Here is a 17,658-nt window from a genome sequence, read left to right as displayed (position 1 = left end):
AATCATGTGTGGAGTTGTAGGGGTTGTTGCGCGCAGCCCTGTAAATCAGTTGATCTATGACAGTTTGCTCTTGCTGCAGCACCGTGGGCAGGATGCTGCGGGGCTGGCGACCTGGCACGACCAGTTCTTCAGCATGCACAAGGCATTTGGCCTGGTGCGGGACGTATTCCGTACTCGCAACATGCGCTCCTTGCCCGGCAATAGTGGTATTGGCCATGTGCGCTACCCCACGGCCGGCTCCAGCCAGAGCGTGGAGGAGGCGCAACCTTTTTACGTGAACGCCCCCTTTGGTCTGAGCTTTGTGCATAACGGCAATCTGACCAATTGGCGTGAGCTGCGTGAAGAACTGTTCACCATTGATCGTCGCCACATCAACACCAACTCGGACTCCGAGGTTCTGCTGAATGTGTATGCGCACGAGTTGCAGCGTGCCGCTACCGGCCCTGAACTCTCTCAGGACGAAGTGTTTGAGGCCGTGGCTGCCGTGCATCGTCGTGCCCGGGGCGCCTATGCGGTGGTGTCGCAAATCGCGAACTTCGGTCTGGTTGCCTTTCGTGACCCGAACGGGATTCGTCCCTTGTGCCTGGGTCGCAACGTGACCCCGAAGGGTGAAGAATGGATGATCGCCTCCGAGTCCGTAGCCCTGACGGGTTGCGGTTTCGAGCTCGTCCGTGATGTGGAGCCCGGCGAGGCCATCATCGTGGATCTGGACGGTAATCTCAGCAGCCGTCAGTGCGCCGAGAACCCACGCCTGAATCCCTGTGTCTTTGAATACGTGTATTTTGCTCGTCCTGACTCCACGGTCGACGGCGTATCGGTTTATGACGCCCGCTTGTTAATGGGTGAGTACCTGGCCGAGAATGTCGCCAAGAACCTGCGTCTGGCCGATATTGATGTCGTCATGCCTATCCCTGACTCGGCCCGTCCATCGGCCATGCAGTTGGCGGCTCACTTGAACCTGAACTACCGCGAAGGGTTTATCAAAAACCGTTACGTGGGCCGTACCTTCATCATGCCCGGTCAGGAAGTGCGCAAGAAGTCGGTGCGTCAGAAACTGAGCGCCATTCCCATGGAGTTCCGTGGCAAGAATGTGCTGTTGGTGGATGACTCCATCGTGCGTGGCACAACCAGCCGTCAGATCGTGGATATGGCCCGTGCCGCGGGCGCAAACAAGGTGTTTTTTGCGTCGGCCGCGCCACCGGTTCGCTTCCCGAACGTTTACGGCATTGATATGCCTACGGTTTCTGAGCTGATCGCCACTGGTCGCGATGTGGATCAGGTTGCCAAGGAAATTGGGGTGGACGGACTGGTCTATCAGGACCTGCACGACCTGGAGCAATCACTGCGTGATCTGAATCCCCGCTTTGCTGGATTTGAGTCTTCCTGTTTTAGTGGCGACTACGTAACTGGCGATGTGGATGAGGCATATTTGAATCTGTTGGCGGAAGGTCGTAAAAGTGGCCGTGATGTTCCGGATGTGACCGATTAAGCGGATGCCCGCTCGTTGGAGAAAAGCCCGCTCTAAAGCGGGCTTTTTCTATTCCCTGTTCCGGATGCCTTGCGTGTAGGGTGATGTAAATTTTTCTTGTTCGCCAGTAGTGCGCCTGCTTCTTTGGCTTGGTGTCATGTGCTTGGCGTCACGGGCCCCTAATAGGCCTGTTTTCGCTTTGGGGGATTGCTAGGCTCTGACAGGGGTATGGAATCGAGCGCAGCACTTTGCGCGTTCATAGGAGTGCTACGGTTATCCACCCGATGTGCCGATTGACACTGTAGCCGTGGTGCGTAGAGCTGAACTGGGCTGTGCTTTGCTGTGCTTGTGTCAAGGGCAACGCGCTTTGAAAAAAGCCCTGCAAGACTGCAGGGCTTTTCAGGAGGGCTGGCTGTATCAAGCACGGCGTCGCGTGAGCAGGGTCAGCAGCAAGCCCAGCCCCAATAGCACAAACAGTCCCAGGCTCCAGTAGGCATATTCAATGCCCAGCAGGTCTTGACGGGCATCCATGCAGGAGGCGTAAATGCCAAACAGCCAGGGCAGGCTGCTTTCCAGGCCGGACTGGGTGATGAAGCGGTCCGCAAAGGTCTGGTCGCAGCTGAATAAATGCTGTGCGACCGAAACCTGATACCAGGCCGCCAGCACACCGCCCACGCTCGTCGCCAACCCTAGCAGGCTGAACAAGGTGGAGCTGCCCGAATGGCCGAGCTGACGCAGGACGCCGGCCACCAGGCTACATAGACCCAGCACAATGAAAATCAGACGTTGCAGTACGCACCATGCGCAAGGCGGGATGCTAAAGACGTGCTGCGATAGCAGGGCGATACCCACACCTGCGAAGGCGAGCAGGGCAATCAGATAAAAGGGTGCAGCGGACTGGCGGAAAGAGGCGGCCATGGTATCAAGATGCATTTAAAGAATGGAAGGTAGATGCTTCGTGCAGCAAACCCAGGAAAAGTTCATGGAAACCGGCCCAGGTAATCTGCACGCCCAGGCACAACAGGATGAAGGCGGATAGACGCATCACGACAGCCGTGCCATTTTTACCCAGTTTGTATAAAAACTGGGAGGCAAAGCGCAGGGCCAGAAACACGATGACGCTGGCTGCGGCAATCGCCGGTAAGGCCCCCGCGAGCTTGCTCATGGTGCCGGTGACCGAGTTGTCGTGCAAGGTCGCGCCGACCGTGAGCGCCGCCGATAGCGAGCCAGGGCCGCACAGCATGGGAAAAGTTAGTGGATAGAAGGCTTTGGAGCGAATCTGCTCCCAGGAATAGGACTCGGCCATGTTCTGGGCATGGGCCGCGTCAAAGTCCGAGGCATTGATCAGGCGCCAGGCGGTGCCGATCACCAGCAGGCCCCCGCCAATGCGAATGATAGGCAGGGAAATGCCAAAAAAGTTCAGCACGATATTGCCAGCGACCATTGCAATGGCCAGCATGATGAAGATGTTGACGGCCACTTTTTTGGCCAGGCGGGCACGATCGGGCACGCTGGCGCCTTCGGTCAGCGTCAGAAAAATAGGAGCGGCCGCAGGTGGGTTGAGCATGGGCAAGAGCGTGGCCAATGCAAACAGGAAGCTGCGGCTGACATCGGCGAATACGGAGGAGAGTTCCATTAAAGGGGGCGGGCTTATTGAGAAAGGGCTAAACGGACATCGCGCTCCAGGCGCAATTGATGACGGTTGTGTTCGAGGGCGGCGCCACTGAGGATAAAGACGTCTTCGACGCGATCACCCAAGGTCATGACCTTGGCCGAGCGCAGACGTACGTCGTGGCGCTCGAATACCTGGGCGAGACTGTACAACAAACCGCGCCGGTCCGTGGCGCTAAGCGTCAAAATCCAGTCTTGTCCCTGCTCGTCCTGACGCAGGTCCACGGTAGGCTGGATAGGAAACACACGGGCCCGGCGAGAACGAATGTCGCGGTAGGGGTCATGAGCTGGCTCTGAGGGCGGCACTTCCTGCTCCAGTGCCTGACAGAGCTCGGTTTCGATCAGCAACGGGTCGCGTCGCAGCGCATGGTCGTAGGCGGGCAGCATGACAACAAAGCTGTCCAGCGCCCACCCATGCCGGGTGGTGTAGATACGGGCATCCTGGATGCTGACGGACTGGCTGTCAAAGTAGCGACAGATGCGCAGAAACAGGCCGCTGGCATCCTTGGTATAGACCAGCACTTGCAGGGCGTCGGTTTGTCCGGCCGGCCGTATGCGCACAATGGGCGTCTGGCTGTGCGACTGGTGGTAGAGCTGAATGGTATGCCAGGCGATTTCGCTGGCGTCGTGGCGCAGGAAATAGGGTTTGTCCAGCCACTGCCAGAATTCCTCGCGAGCCTCGTCCAGCAAGCCCGCCAGACGGATTTCCCCTGCGGCATCGCGCTTGCGCTGATCCAGGACGGAAACCCCGTCCTTAGCCTGTCTCCCCAGCGCTGCCAGCGTCAGGTTGTACAGGTCCTCCAGCAGTTTGCCTTTCCAGGAGTTCCAGACGGTCGGACTGGTGGCGCGGATGTCGGCGACGGTCAGCAGGTACAGCGCGGTCAGGCGTCGTTCCGTTCCCACGGTCTGCAGGAACTGGAAGATGACATTCGGGTCGCTCAGATCGCGTTTCTGGGCGACCTGAGACATGGTCAGATGTTCCCGCACCAGAAACACCACCAGTTCCGCGTCCATGGGTATCAGATTGTGATCCAGGCAAAACGCCAGTGCGTCCTGTGCGCCCAGTTCGGAGTGATTGCCACCACGGCCTTTGGCGATGTCATGGAACAGGGCGGCAATGTAGAGCAGCCAATGACGGTCAAAGCCGCTCATCAACTGATTGGCCATGGACAACTCTTCGCTGTGCTCGGCCATGGTGAAGCGGCGCAGATTGCGTATGACCTTCAGCGTGTGCTCGTCCACGGTGTAGGCGTGAAAGAGGTCATGCTGCATTTGTCCGACCACGCGCCGGAAAACCGGCAGGTAGCGGGGAAGCAGATTCAGTAGATTCATCAGCCGCAGGGTATGCACAATCCCCTTGTTCTGTTGCAGGATCTCCAGAAACAGGCGTCGATTTTTGGGCTCGGCCCGAAACTTGGCGTCGATCAGCCGCCGTGCATGCCACAGGGCCCGCAAGGTGTCGGCCTTCAGGCCGCGCAGATTGGGCTGCTGCTGCAAATGCAGCATGGCCACAAAGATCAGCGACGGGTCCTGCTCGAAGCCGTCGGGCTGGCGCAGCTCAAGCTGGCCGTGATGAATCTGGAACTGGCTGTCCAGAATGATCGGGTCCTGATCGGTTTGCGGAAATAAATGTTCCTCAATGCTGCGCATCAGGATCAGATTGAGCTGGCTGACAATTTTGGCGGCCCAGTAGTAGCGCTGCATCAGCAATTCACTGGCGCGGCGGGTGGCGGTGGGCTGGAAACCGTAGATTTCTGCCAGACGCGGCTGAAGATCAAACAGCAGCCTGTCTTCGGCGCGGCCCGTTAACAGATGAAGCTCAATGCGCAGGCGCTTGAAGGCTTGCTCGACGCGTTGCAGGGCGTTCAGTTCGGATTCGGTCAGTAATTCTGACTGGGCCACAGCCGCCCAAGTGCGTCCCAAGCCGGCGGCCCGGGCCATCCACAGCAGTACCTGCAAATCGCGCAGGGCACCTGGAGACTCTTTGCAATTGGGCTCCAGCGAATAGGGGGTGTCCTGCAGATGGGCATGACGTTGCTGCTGCTCGGCCTGCTTGGCCAAGAAGAAGGCCTGCGGGTCCATCTGGCTTTGTAGCTGCCGTTGGGCGTGGCGCAGCAGGAGTGATGAACCCGCCAGCCAGCGACTCTCCAGCAAGGCGGTTTCCGTTGTGATGTCCTGGCTGGCCTGTTCCAGACATTGAGCGGGCGTGGCCACATTGTGGCTGGGTGCCAGCCCGATGTCCCACAGAGCGGCAACCAGAGCCTGAATGCGATCAATATCCTGCGCATTAGGTTCGCGCTGCAGGAGGATCAGCAGGTCTACGTCCGAATGCGGGTACAGTTCGCCGCGCCCATACCCGCCCAGAGCCGCGAGGCTGGCCTGGCGGGGCAGGGGATAATGCTCCAGCAACTCACGCAGGCCCTGATCGCAAATCCTGCACAGGCTCTTGAGCAAGCGGTCGCAATGCAGATCCTGTCTGAAGCGCTCGTAGGCCCGAGCCCGGCGGCCAGCAATTCTGTCGCGAAGCTGGGCCAGGAAAGACATGGTTCAGGCCTTGTTGATGATGGCTGGAGGGGCCGGCATGCCGGGCGAGACTGTCAGCACTTCGTAACCGGTGTCGGTCACCAGGACTGCGTGCTCCCATTGGGCTGACAGGCTGTGGTCGCGGGTCACCACCGTCCATTGGTCGGCCAGGGTGCGCAGTTCACGACGACCGGCGTTGATCATGGGCTCAATGGTGAAAATCATGCCCGGTTCCAGTTTTACACCGGTGCCGGGCTTGCCGTAATGCAGCACTTGCGGGTCCTGGTGGAATTTCTGGCCCACGCCGTGTCCGCAGTATTCGCGTACGACGGAAAAGCCCTGCTTTTCGGCGTGCTGTTGAATGGCGTGACCAATATCGCCCAGCGTGGCGCCCGGCTTGACCTGGTCAATGCCCAGCCACATGCATTCGTAGGTGGTCTCGGTCAGGCGGCGGGCCAGGATGCTGGGTTCGCCCACGTAGTACATGCGGCTGGTATCGCCAAACCAGCCGTCCTGGATGATGGTGACGTCCATATTGAGAATGTCGCCATTTTTCAACACTTTATCGCCAGGAATGCCGTGGCAGATCACGTGGTTGACGGAGGTGCAGATAGCACCGGGAAAAGGCGGGTAACCGGGAGGCGCGTAGCCAACTGTGGCGGATTTGACTCCCAGCTCATTGATCCGCTCCATGCACAGACGGTCCAGTTCGCCCGTGGTGACACCTGCTTTGACAAAGGGGGTCAGGTAGTCAAGGATGGATGCCGCCGTCTGGCAAGCGGCGCGCATTTTTTCGAGATCAGTGGGGTCTGTGACGAGAATACTCATAGCAACTTGAACAGGTCTATTGAAAAATAGTAGAATTATAGGCTTTTGTGAATTTTGCAGTTGTGCGCTGGGTCGGTTTAGCCCCGCTTTGGCTCATTCGGACGGTTTGGTCAATCCGAATAAGTGGCTTAAAGAAGAGCCGGAAGGGAGCCCGAACAACGGGTTTCAAACAACGGCGTGCAACAACAGGGCTTGCAAACAACAGCTTACCCGGCAACGGGTGCCAAGCGACAGCCGCCAGGCAAAGCGGGCCACAGGTTGATCCTTCAGGCTTGCTGGCTTGTAGACGCTGGCAGGACCAGGAAAATACGGCCGGACAAGTGCTTGGATCAAACTCAGGCTTTATCCAGTCTGCCCGGACTAGCCGGAACTGAGGTAAACGTGCTGCTGTTTTGAAAAGAAGCGTGTTGTGTAGCACAGGCATGATTCACAACGAATATATGGTCAGCCAGCGTTGCCAGGCCTTGCAAGAGCAACCCTGGGCAACGCCCGGTTCTTGTTCGGGCGGTGCTGGCTAGGCAATCCTCTAGGATACACCTGCAAACCCGGTGCTGTATGCAGGCGGTGGCCAGAAAAGTTACAGATTTGGGCCTGGGTGGCGGACGTGTGGTCCGTTACAAGGTGCAAATCCGTTGTAGTGCAGGCGTATGCCCATGTTGGGCTGCGTCTTATGTTTTAAGTTGTAAATCGCGTGATTGCCCGTCTCGGGGTGTCTGGAATGCAGCCTAGGCTGCGGCCCTTACCGGATACCGGGCAGTTACAAGACCAAACCCTTGGAGAACTTTATGTCTTTGATGCGTGAAATGCTGGAAGCCGGTGTGCACTTTGGCCACCAAACTCGTTACTGGAATCCCAAGATGGCTCCGTTCATCTTCGGTCAGCGTAACAACATCCACATCATCAACCTGGAAAAAACGGTTGTTCAGTACGAAGAAGCAACCAAATTCTTGCGTCAACTGGCCGCTCGTGGCGGCAACGTGCTGTTCGTAGGCACCAAGCGTGCTGCTCGCGAACTGGTGGCTGCTGAGGCCGAGCGTTGCGGTATGCCTTACGTTGACAGCCGCTGGTTGGGTGGCATGATGACCAACTTCAAAACGGTCAAGACTTCCATCAAGCGTCTGAAAGAAATGGAAGGTCAGATGGCTGAAGGCCGTCTGGAAACCATGAGCAAGAAAGAAGCCTTGATGTTCGAACGCGAACTGGAAAAGCTGAACAAGGCCATCGGCGGTATCAAGGACATGAACAACCTGCCTGACGCTCTGTTCGTGATCGACGTCGGCTACCACAAGATTGCCGTGGCTGAAGCCCGCACGCTGGGTATCCCCGTTGTGGCCGTGGTTGATACCAACCACTCCCCAGAAGGTCTGGATTACGTGATTCCTGGTAACGATGACTCGGCCAAGGCAATCGCTCTGTACGCCCGTGGCATGGCTGACGCCGTGCTGGCTGGCCGCGAGCAGAACCTGAACGGTCTGGTTGAAGAAATTGCCGCTGACGAAGAGTTCGTCGAAGTTCAGGCTGACTCTCAGGAGTAACAGGCTCACGGCTGCCTGTCAGACGCCATAAGTTGTCATGGCAGGCAGTTACAGTGACCTTTCGTATCGCCCCGGCTTGGCCGGGGCACGTTCTACAGAATTGGAGAAAACCGTGGCTCAAATCACCGCATCGATGGTTAAAGAATTGCGCGAGAAAACCGACGCGCCCATGATGGAATGCAAAAAAGCACTGACTGAAGCCGACGGCGATATGGCTCGTGCTGAAGAAATCCTGCGCGTGAAGCTGGGCAGCAAGGCAAGCAAGGCAGCTACCCGCGTTACCGCTGAAGGCCTGGTGTCGGTCTACATCGCTGAAGATGGCAAGACCGGTTCCGTGGTTGAAGTGAACTGCGAAACGGACTTTGTCGCCAAGAACGATGATTTCATCGGCTTTATCAACGATATCGCTCAGTTGGTTGCCAAGAATAATCCTGCTGATCTGGCCGCTCTGGCTGAATTGCCACTGGCTGACAGCAACGTTGAAACCGTGCGCGCCGCTCTGGTGGGCAAAATCGGTGAGAACATCTCGATCCGTCGCTTCCAACGCTACGAAACAGCTGGTCAGCTGGCCAGCTACGTTCACGGTGGCAAGATCGGCGTGCTGGTGGATTTCGCCGGTGGCGACGAAGAAGTGGGCAAGGATCTGGCCATGCACATCGCGGCAACTCGCCCCAAAGCCATGGACGCGTCGGGTGTTGACGCTGCCGAAATCGAAGCTGAGCGCTCTGTGGCAGCTCAGAAAGCAGCTGAATCCGGCAAGCCTGCTGATATCGTTACCAAGATGGTCGATGGCGCTGTAGCCAAGTTCCTGAAGGAAGTGACGCTGCTGAGCCAGCCTTTCGTCAAGAACGACAAGCAAAGCGTGCAGCAAATGCTGGACGAGAAAAAAGCATCGATCGCTGGCTTTACCCTGTACGTAGTGGGTGAAGGCATTGAGAAGCGTGTTGAGGATTTTGCCGCTGAGGTAGCAGCCGCTGCCGGCCAAGCCTAATCCAGCTTGTTTTTTCAGGGCAGGCACCGTAGTGGCGGTGCCTGCCCTGCTGCTTTACACTCTCTTCTGTCTTCGTCACTTGGAATCCCACCCATGACTACCCCTCATTACAAACGTGTTCTGTTGAAGCTCTCCGGCGAAGCGCTGATGGGCGAGGACTCGTTCGGTATTAATCGCAGCACAATCATTCGTATGACGGAGGAGATCGCCCAGGTTGCCCAGTTGGGGGTACAACTGGCTATCGTGATTGGCGGGGGCAATATCTTTCGCGGCATCGCTCCGGGTGCCCAGGGCATGGATCGTGCGACAGCCGATTACATGGGCATGATGGCCACCGTCATGAATGCCCTGGCCTTGCAAGATGCCTTAAAGCACCGTGGCCTGGATGCCCGGGTGCAATCCGCCCTGAATATTGAACAGGTCGTAGAGCCTTACATTCGTCCCAAGGCGCTGCGTTATCTGGAAGAAAACAAAGTTGTTATTTTTGCGGCTGGTACGGGCAACCCGTTCTTCACCACGGACACGGCAGCGGCTCTGCGCGGCGCCGAAGTGGGAGCGGAAATCGTACTGAAAGCCACCAAAGTCGATGGCATCTACAGTGCCGATCCCAATAAAGATCCAGGCGCGACTCGTTATTCGCGTATCAGCTTTGACGAAGCGATCGTGCGTCGTCTGGAAGTGATGGACGCCACGGCCTTTGCGCTGTGTCGCGACCAAAAACTGCCCATTAAAGTGTTTTCGATCAACAAGCCCGGTGCGTTGACTCGCGCGGTCTCTGGCGAGGACGAGGGCACCCTGGTTCACGTTTAAAGTTATAGGAATTTAGTCCATGAGTCTTTCCGAGATCAAAGCATCGACCGACAATCGTATGGGCAAGTCCATCGAGTCTCTCAAGACGGGCCTGGCCAAGATCCGCACAGGCCGCGCCACTGCGGGCTTGCTGGATCACGTGCAAGTGGAGTACTACGGCTCTATGGTTCCCGTCAGCCAGGTGGGCAATATCACGGTGGTGGATGCCCGCACGCTGAATGTGCAAGTGTGGGAAAAGCATATGGCCGGCCCGATTGAAAAAGCCATTCGCGACAGCGACCTGGGATTGAACCCGATTTCCATGGGCGAGAGCATTCGTGTTCCCATGCCTGCCTTGACCGAAGAGCGTCGTCGCGATCTGGCCAAAGTGGTGCGTAGCGAAGGTGAAGATGCCAAGGTCGCCATCCGTAATCTGCGCCGTGATGCCAATGACACGCTCAAAAAGCAAGTCAAGGACAAGGAAATCTCCGAGGACGAGGAACGTCGTGCCCAGGACGAGGTCCAGAAGCTGACCGACAAGTATGTTGCCGAGGTCGACAAGTTGATCGCCCAGAAAGAAGCCGAGATCATGACGGTCTAACGGCTTTTGCACAGGTGGCTAGGTGATTTCATTCAGTTCTACCCAAACGATTCCGGAACACGGTCAGGTTCCTGGCCACCTGGCGATTGTCATGGACGGCAATGGACGATGGGCGACCCGTCGTCTGTTGCCTCGCACGGCAGGGCACTTGCGGGGTGTGCAAACTGTCCGGCGTGTTGTTGAAGCCTGTGGCGAGCTTGGCGTGCGCTATCTGACCCTGTTTGCGTTCAGTTCCGAAAACTGGCGACGCCCTGCGGAAGAGGTGTCCCTGTTGATGGGCCTGTTTGTCAAGATGCTGCAAAAAGAAGTGGCAACACTGAAAAAAAACGGCGTCCGACTTCATGTTATTGGCGAATTGTCTGCGTTTAGTGAAGAGTTGCGCGGCCTGATTGCCGACGCTCAAGAGCAGACTCGCGATAACGACACCTTACATTTGACGATTGCCGCCAACTACGGCGGTCGTTGGGATATTTTGCAGGCGACGCAAAAAGCATTGGCTGCCAATCCCCAGCTGGTCGATCATCCCGAACAACTGGATGAGGCCCTGTTCAGTCCCTACCTGGCGATGTCCTACGCTCCTGAGCCGGATCTGTTTATCCGCACGGGGGGCGAGCGCCGTATTTCGAATTTTCTGATCTGGCAGATGGCCTATACCGAGCTGTATTTCACAGACGTGTACTGGCCGGATTTTGACCGGGCGCAGCTTGAACAGGCCTTTGAGTGGTATCGTGGGCGCGAGCGGCGCTTTGGGCGCACCAGTGCCCAGGTGCAGGGTACCCTCGCGCCTTGACGGAGCCTAGTCTATGTTGAAACAACGAGTCATTACCGCCCTGGTCCTGCTGGTCATTCTGGGCGCGGCCATGCTCGCTCCCGTACGCTGGCCTTTGCTGGCGATTTTTGTGCTGATGAGCACCTTGGCCTGCTGGGAGTGGGAGCGTTTGAGCCTGTCTCAGGCGCAGCAGCGCTGGGCCTGGCCGCTGGCCTTGCTCAATGGTGCCCTGATGCTGTGGCTCAGTGTGTACTGGTATGAAACCGGTCCGCGGGGGCAGGCTGCTGACCTGGTGTACCGGGGGCTTGTACCAATAATGGCGGCCTTGTGGGTGGTGGGTGCCACTGGGCTGGTGCTGCAAGGTCAGGCCACACAACGTGCTCAAGGTGTTTTGCTCAGTGTGATGGGCGTACTGGCGCCCCTGGTCGCCTGGGCCAGTCTGTATTTGTTTCTGCATACGCAGGGCATGGTCTATGTGCTCTCCCTATTGGTCCTGATCTGGGTGGCGGACATCGCCGCTTACTTTGCGGGCCGTGCCTTTGGCAAAGCCAAGCTGGCTCCGCGTGTCAGTCCCGGCAAGACCTGGGCCGGGGCAGTGGGTGGTATGGTTGCCGCTTCCGCCTGGATGCTGATCAGCGCCAATTGGCCCGGGAGTTTTGGTGCTGATGTGATGCAGCGCTGGGGCTGGGTGGCCACGGCGGTATTGGGTGTTGCCCTGGCCGCCCTTTCCATCGTGGGTGACTTGTTCGAGTCTTTGCTCAAGCGCCGTGCTGCAGTCAAGGATTCCAGCCAATTGTTGCCTGGCCATGGTGGCGTATACGATCGTATCGATGCCTTGTTGCCGGTTGCTCCTGTGGCCTTGTTGTTAAGTGGGGCGTGGCTCTTTTAGTCCGGTGTGACTTGGACGAGTATGCGTCAAGGAAGAACTCATGAGTTTCCAGCAAGTATGTGTGTTAGGGGCCACTGGCTCTATTGGTGTCAGCACACTTGATGTGATTGCTCGTCATCCTGATCGGATGGCGGTATATGCCTTGAGTGGCCATAGTCGCATGGAGCTGCTCGCCCAACAGGCTCAGGACAGTGCGGCTCGCGTTGTTCTGGTGCCGGACGAGGCGGCTCGCAGCCGTTTTCTGGATGCATGGCAGGGTGGTGCTTTGCCGGAAATCCGGGTAGGCGCACAGGCGCTGGCCGACACGGCTGCCGACCCTCAGGTAACGACCGTCATGGCGGCCATTATTGGCGCGGCTGGCTTGCCTTCGGCCTTGGCCGCCGCGCGTGCCGGTAAGCGGGTATTGCTGGCTAATAAAGAGGCCTTGGTCGCCGCGGGACGTATTTTCATGCAAGCTGTGCAAGAGGGCGGGGCACAGTTGATGCCCATCGACTCCGAGCACAGTGCCATTTACCAATGTCTGGCGGGCGAACTGCCTGCCGAGCCTGGCCAGCCGGTTGCCGGCTTGCGTCGTTTGTTGGTGACGGCTTCGGGTGGGCCCTTTCGCTCGCGCGCACTCTCTGAGCTGGAGACGGTTACACCGGAGCAGGCATGTGCTCATCCCAACTGGAGCATGGGTCGCAAGATTTCGGTGGATTCGGCCACCATGCTCAACAAGGGTCTGGAGGTCATCGAGGCGCATTGGCTGTTTTCTGTGCCCGTTGACCAGATTGATGTGGTGGTGCATCCGCAAAGCGTGATTCACTCCATGGTCGAGTATATAGACGGTTCCGTCATGGCGCAGTTGGGGCAGCCTGATATGCGTACGGCGATTGCCTATGGTCTGGGCTTTCCGGAGCGCTTGTACAGTGGCGTGGGTCTGCTCGATCTGGCCACGATGGGACGCCTGGACTTTGAACAGCCCGATTTTCAACGTTTTCCCTGCTTGAAGCTGGCGTATGAGGCCTTGCGCGACAGTCAAGCCGCCTGTGTGACCCTGAATGCGGCCAATGAAATTGCCGTGGACCGTTTCCTGGAAAGACAGATTGGCTATACTCAAATTCCGGCAGTGATCGAGCACTGTCTGGACAAGCTCAATGGCCGGGCCAGTCAGGCTTTGGATGCCCTGGATGGGGTTCTGGCACTGGATAGCGAGACACGGTCACTGGCGCTGGACTATTGTCGATTTTCAGCGCGTATTTAACAGGAATTAACATGCTCTTCACCGTTCTGGCTTTCCTGGTGGCCCTGGGCGTGCTGGTGACCTTTCACGAGCTGGGTCATTACTGGGTGGCTCGTCGTTGTGGAGTCCGTGTCGAGCGCTTTTCCATTGGTTTTGGCAAGGTGTTGTACCGTCGTTTCGACAGGAACGGCACTGAATGGGCCGTATCGGCGCTGCCCTTAGGTGGCTATGTGGCCATGCAGAACGATCCACCTGCTCACGCGACGCAGGCGCAGATCAACGAATCCTTCAATCACAAACCCTTGCGTCAGCGGGCCGCCATTGTGCTGGCCGGTCCCCTGGCGAACCTGATCCTGGCCGTGGTGATCTACGCCGTGGTCGGTTTGTTGGGCACGCAAGAGCCCATTGCGCAAATCGGCCCCGTGCCTGCAGGGACGCCTGCTGCACAGGCCGGCTTTCAGGCGGGAGACCGTTTGGTGTCGGTCGATGGCAAGCCTGTTGATTCCTGGTTGCAGGCGCGTTGGGCATTCATGGATGCCTTGTCTTCCGGCGGCGAGCTGGAAGTGGGGGTGAAAGACCAACTGGGGCGGGAACAAAATCGTTACCTGACTTTGCCGGCCGGCGAGATTTTGCCGGATGGACAGGACCTGATGGCCCAGGCAGGCCTGGTTCTGCGTCCGGCTCGTTCGATTGTGCAGGAAGTGTTCAAGGAAAGTGCGGCCGAGCAGGGCGGGCTGAAAGAAGGGGATGTCATCGTCCGCCTGGGTGATCTGGCCGAGCCCGGCATCACCCCGTTTGTCCAAAAAGTGCAACAATCGGCCGGCCAGACCCTGGAGCTGGATGTACTGCGTGCGGGTGAGCTTGAGCGTTTGCTGGTCACGCCCGCGAGCGATTCGCAAGGGCTGGGACGCATTGGTGCGCAGGTGGCGGCAGACATGCCCATGACACTGGTACGTTATGGCCCCATCGAGAGCGTGGAGCGCGGATTTACCCGTACGGCTCAGACATTCTGGTTCTCTTTGAAGATGATTGGGCGCATGATTACCGGGGAAGTCTCTGTACGGAATGTCAGCGGGCCGGTTACTATTGCCGATTATGCGGGTCAGACCGCCAGAATAGGCTTGATCGCCTACCTGAATTTCCTGGCGCTGATCAGTATTAGCATTGGTTTACTGAATTTATTGCCCGTACCTATGCTGGATGGCGGGCATCTACTGTACTATGCCATCGAAGCCGTACGCGGCAAGCCCGCTTCGGAGCGCATGATGCTGCTGGGTCAGCGCCTGGGTTTGGCCTTGTTGGCCGTACTGATGAGTATTGCTTTTTTTAATGACATCACCCGCCTTTTCAGTTGAGAGCGGGTGGCATACAATTTCCAACCATTTGACCGACCAAGGATTGTCCAGGATGTCGTTTAGCCGGAAACCTACTTTTGCGTTGCGTGTTCTGCCCGTATTGGTGGCAAGTTTGCTTGCTCCCGCCTTGGCGAATGCATTTGCACCGTTTGTCGTGCGCGATATTCAAGTCAACGGTATCCAGCGGGTCGATCCCGGCGCCGTGTTCGCGTCTTTGCCTGTCAAGGTTGGTGAGTCCTTCTCGGAAGAGCAGGCCGCAGATGCCATTCAGCGTCTGTACGCCACAGGCTTTTTTAGCGATGTGCAAATTGACACGGGCACCAATGTGCTGATCGTCAATGTCAAAGAGCGCCCAACCATCGCCTCCATATCTTTTAACGGCATGCGTGAGTTCGATGCCAAGAATATTACCAACTCCCTGGCTCAGGTAGGCTTTGGAGAAGGGCGGGTTTTTGACCGTTCCATGCTGGAACGGGCCGAGTTTGAGCTGAAACAGCAGTACTTGTCCAAGGGCAAGTACGGGGTGGAAATTACCCCTATCATCACGCCGTTGCCGCGTAACCGTGTCGGCGTCAGCTTTGACATCTTTGAAGGCGGTCTGGCCAAGATCAAGGAAATTCGCATTGTCGGTACCGAGGCGTTCTCGCAAAGCGATTTGCTCGACCAGATGGAGCTGACCACCTCGGGCATGATGACCTGGTACACGGGCACCGACAAGTATTCCCGCGAGAAGCTGGAAGGTGACATGGAACGCATCCGTTCCTACTACCTGAATCGAGGCTTTCTGGAGTATTCCGCCGAGCCGCCTCAGGTGTCGATTTCGCCCGATCGCAAAGACATTTACATCACCCTGACGATTCATGAAGGCAAGCCGTACACGCTGAGCAGCGTGAAGCTGGCCGGTGACTTGCTGGGTCTGGATGATCAGATTCAACCACTGGTTCAGCAAAAAGAGGGGGAAGTGTTCTCCTCGGAGAAAACCAGCGGTACGGTGAAAGCCATTACCGAATACCTGGGTGGCCTGGGCTATGCGTTCGCCAACGCCAACCCCAATCCGGTCCTGGATCGCGAAAATCATACGGCTGACCTGACCTTCTATGTTGATCCGGGCCGTCGCGTGTATGTGCGCCGTATCGAGGTGGGCGGCAACGTCCGCACGCGTGACGAGGTCGTGCGCCGTGAGATGCGTCAGCAGGAGGCTGCCTGGTACGATTCGGACGCCATCAAGTTCTCCCGTGATCGCGTGGATCGTCTGGGCTACTTCAATGAAGTGGATGTCAATACCAAGCCTGTGCCCGGCTCGCCGGATCAGGTGGACGTCCAGGTGGACGTCAAGGAAAAACCCACGGGTCTGGTCAACCTGGGTGTCGGGTATGGCTCCACCGATAAGCTGATGCTCTCGGCCGGGATCAGCCAGGACAATATTTTCGGTAGTGGCAATAGCTTGTCCTTGCAGGTCAATACCAGTAAGGTGAACCGCACAGCGGTAATCAGCCATACCAATCCGTATTGGACAACAGACGGCATCAGCAAAACGACTTCGATTTACTATCGTCGTACCACGCCCTACCAGTCCAATGACGGCTGGGGCGACTACCAGAACACCGCGATCGGTGCCGGTTTGAACTTTGGTGTGCCCATCTCGGAATACGACCGTATTTTCATGGGCGTCAATTTCGAGCAGAACAAACTATCGCGTCTGAGCCCTCAGTACACTCCGCTTGCCTACCAGGATTACGTGCAGGAGTATGGTGAGCGTACCAACACCTTCATTTTCAATCTGGGTTGGTCCAAAGATACCCGTGACAGCGCGATTGCTCCCAAGAAGGGAAGCCTGACCAGCTTGTCGGCCGATATGGGTACGCTGGATTTGCGCTACTACATGCTGCGCGCCAGCCATCAGCACTACATTCCATTGGGTCGCGCATACACGCTGGCCTTGAATGGAGCGATTGACTATGGTCGCAGCATTGGCAGCAAGACTTTCCCGGTTATCAAGAACGTTTACGCCGGTGGTATCGGTTCGGTACGTGGTTACGAGGGTGCGTCCCTGGGCCCACGAGACACCCTGACCGGTGACTATCTGGGTGGTTCGCGCCGTATGGTGGCCAATGCCCAGCTGTACCTGCCGTTCCCAGGCGCATCACGTGACCGCACCTTGCGTTGGTTCGTTTTTGCCGATGCTGGCAAGGTCGACAACACGAGCGGTGGTTGTGCAATGGGTCGCCCTGATCGTCGATCTGAAGATCCCTGCGGCTGGAAGTACGCCGCCGGTCTGGGCTTGTCGTGGGAATCCCCGCTGGGTCCTTTGCAGCTGTCCTACGGTCGCGCCTTGCGCGCCAAGGAAGGCGACGATAAACAAGCCTTCCAGTTCCAGATTGGTACCGCTTTCTGATGTTCGTGTTTAGTGGCACAATTGCACTATTCTGCAGCCTAATTTGCAAGGTAGATTTTTCATGAAGTCAAACATCGCATTAAAACTTACAAACATCGCCCGCAGCTTGTCGCGTGGCAATAAAGCGCTCGTTCTGGCTGCCGCGCTGGGTGTTGGCGCCATGACCGCTGCACCTGTTGTTCAGGCACAGACAAAAATCGGTTTTGTCAGCACAGAGCGCATTTTGCGCGACTCCAAGCCAGCCAAAGCGGCCCAGACCAAGATCGAGGCAGAATTCAAGCGCCGTGACGAAGAGCTGGAGCGCATGGCCAACAACCTGCGTTCGCAAGCTCAGAAATTCGACAAGGACGCTCCTGTGCTGTCCGAGTCTGATCGCGTCAAGCGTCAGCGCCAGCTGGCTGATCTGGATTCCGACCTGCAGCGCAAACGCCGCGAGTTCCAGGAAGACTTCAATCGTCGCCGCAACGAAGAATTCTCGGCCATTGTTGAGCAGGCTGATGCCGCCATCAAACGTATTGCTGACTCCCAGGGCTACGACCTGATCATTCAGGACGCCGTAACGGTTAGCCCACGTGTGGACATCACCGAGGAAGTTCTGAAAGCATTGGGCGGTTGATGCACT

At 57.4% G+C, this 17,658-nt stretch carries 15 protein-coding genes; 11 read left to right on the top strand and 4 right to left on the bottom strand.

Translation table 11 applies throughout. The features are described 5' to 3' along the window. Positions 1 to 4 precede the first annotated feature (4 nt). A complete protein-coding gene (gene purF, locus VF694_RS00870; RefSeq protein WP_059317595.1) occupies positions 5 to 1,489 on the top strand; it encodes an amidophosphoribosyltransferase in 1,485 nt (494 codons plus the stop codon). 396 nt (positions 1,490 to 1,885) lie between these two features. Here purF and VF694_RS00865 read toward each other — a convergent pair whose 3' ends face one another. The 4 genes from VF694_RS00865 to map are packed head-to-tail and all read right to left on the bottom strand — an operon-like array spanning position 1,886 to position 6,490. Further along, positions 1,886 to 2,386 carry a disulfide bond formation protein B gene (locus VF694_RS00865; RefSeq protein ID WP_100214794.1) on the bottom strand — a complete coding sequence of 167 codons (501 nt, stop codon included), beginning with the start codon at positions 2,384 to 2,386 and terminating at the stop codon, positions 1,886 to 1,888. Between the two features lie 4 nt (positions 2,387 to 2,390). Continuing rightward, complete coding sequence (locus tag VF694_RS00860) at positions 2,391 to 3,104, bottom strand: MarC family protein (RefSeq protein ID WP_003799729.1); 714 nt, start codon at positions 3,102 to 3,104, stop codon at positions 2,391 to 2,393. 14 nt (positions 3,105 to 3,118) lie between these two features. After that, complete coding sequence (locus tag VF694_RS00855; RefSeq protein ID WP_003799731.1) at positions 3,119 to 5,683, bottom strand: [protein-PII] uridylyltransferase; 2,565 nt, start codon at positions 5,681 to 5,683, stop codon at positions 3,119 to 3,121. A 3-nt stretch (positions 5,684 to 5,686) separates the two neighbouring features. Beyond that, positions 5,687 to 6,490: a type I methionyl aminopeptidase gene (gene map / locus VF694_RS00850; protein WP_440163530.1), complete on the bottom strand. Its 804-nt coding sequence runs from the start codon at positions 6,488 to 6,490 to the stop codon at positions 5,687 to 5,689. 785 nt (positions 6,491 to 7,275) lie between these two features. On the opposite strand from map, the gene rpsB reads away from it, so the two are divergent. The 10 genes from rpsB (at position 7,276) to VF694_RS00800 (ending at position 17,652) form a co-directional block, all read left to right on the top strand. Beyond that, a complete protein-coding gene (gene rpsB / locus VF694_RS00845) occupies positions 7,276 to 8,025 on the top strand; it encodes a 30S ribosomal protein S2 (RefSeq protein ID WP_003799736.1) in 750 nt (249 codons plus the stop codon). A gap of 112 nt (positions 8,026 to 8,137) precedes the next feature. Further along, positions 8,138 to 9,016: a translation elongation factor Ts gene (gene tsf, locus VF694_RS00840; RefSeq protein ID WP_039943062.1), complete on the top strand. Its 879-nt coding sequence runs from the start codon at positions 8,138 to 8,140 to the stop codon at positions 9,014 to 9,016. Between the two features lie 93 nt (positions 9,017 to 9,109). Continuing rightward, on the top strand, positions 9,110 to 9,826 hold the full coding sequence (pyrH, locus tag VF694_RS00835; RefSeq protein WP_003799741.1) for a UMP kinase: 717 nt from the start codon (positions 9,110 to 9,112) through the stop codon (positions 9,824 to 9,826). A 19-nt stretch (positions 9,827 to 9,845) separates the two neighbouring features. Continuing rightward, positions 9,846 to 10,406: a ribosome recycling factor gene (frr, locus tag VF694_RS00830; protein ID WP_003799742.1), complete on the top strand. Its 561-nt coding sequence runs from the start codon at positions 9,846 to 9,848 to the stop codon at positions 10,404 to 10,406. A gap of 25 nt (positions 10,407 to 10,431) precedes the next feature. Then, positions 10,432 to 11,196 (top strand): polyprenyl diphosphate synthase, encoded by a 765-nt coding sequence (uppS, locus tag VF694_RS00825; RefSeq protein ID WP_039943063.1) that lies wholly within the window; start codon positions 10,432 to 10,434, stop codon positions 11,194 to 11,196. Between the two features lie 13 nt (positions 11,197 to 11,209). Continuing rightward, positions 11,210 to 12,064: a phosphatidate cytidylyltransferase gene (locus VF694_RS00820; RefSeq protein WP_440163529.1), complete on the top strand. Its 855-nt coding sequence runs from the start codon at positions 11,210 to 11,212 to the stop codon at positions 12,062 to 12,064. Between the two features lie 40 nt (positions 12,065 to 12,104). Then, complete coding sequence (locus tag VF694_RS00815; protein ID WP_003799748.1) at positions 12,105 to 13,307, top strand: 1-deoxy-D-xylulose-5-phosphate reductoisomerase; 1,203 nt, start codon at positions 12,105 to 12,107, stop codon at positions 13,305 to 13,307. A gap of 11 nt (positions 13,308 to 13,318) precedes the next feature. After that, a complete protein-coding gene (gene rseP / locus VF694_RS00810; protein WP_003799750.1) occupies positions 13,319 to 14,641 on the top strand; it encodes an RIP metalloprotease RseP in 1,323 nt (440 codons plus the stop codon). 52 nt (positions 14,642 to 14,693) lie between these two features. Then, positions 14,694 to 17,036, top strand: coding sequence for an outer membrane protein assembly factor BamA (bamA, locus tag VF694_RS00805; protein WP_003799752.1), 2,343 nt, complete (start codon positions 14,694 to 14,696; stop codon positions 17,034 to 17,036). 61 nt (positions 17,037 to 17,097) lie between these two features. Further along, positions 17,098 to 17,652: an OmpH family outer membrane protein gene (locus VF694_RS00800; RefSeq protein ID WP_003799754.1), complete on the top strand. Its 555-nt coding sequence runs from the start codon at positions 17,098 to 17,100 to the stop codon at positions 17,650 to 17,652. Positions 17,653 to 17,658: the final 6 nt, after the last annotated feature.

The sequence above is a fragment of the Alcaligenes sp. Lyrl_28 genome (assembly GCF_051948705.1).
Classification (GTDB): domain Bacteria; phylum Pseudomonadota; class Gammaproteobacteria; order Burkholderiales; family Burkholderiaceae_B; genus Alcaligenes; species Alcaligenes ammonioxydans.
Note: the sequence above shows the minus strand (reverse complement) of the source record. Positions and strands in the feature narration are given on the sequence as shown.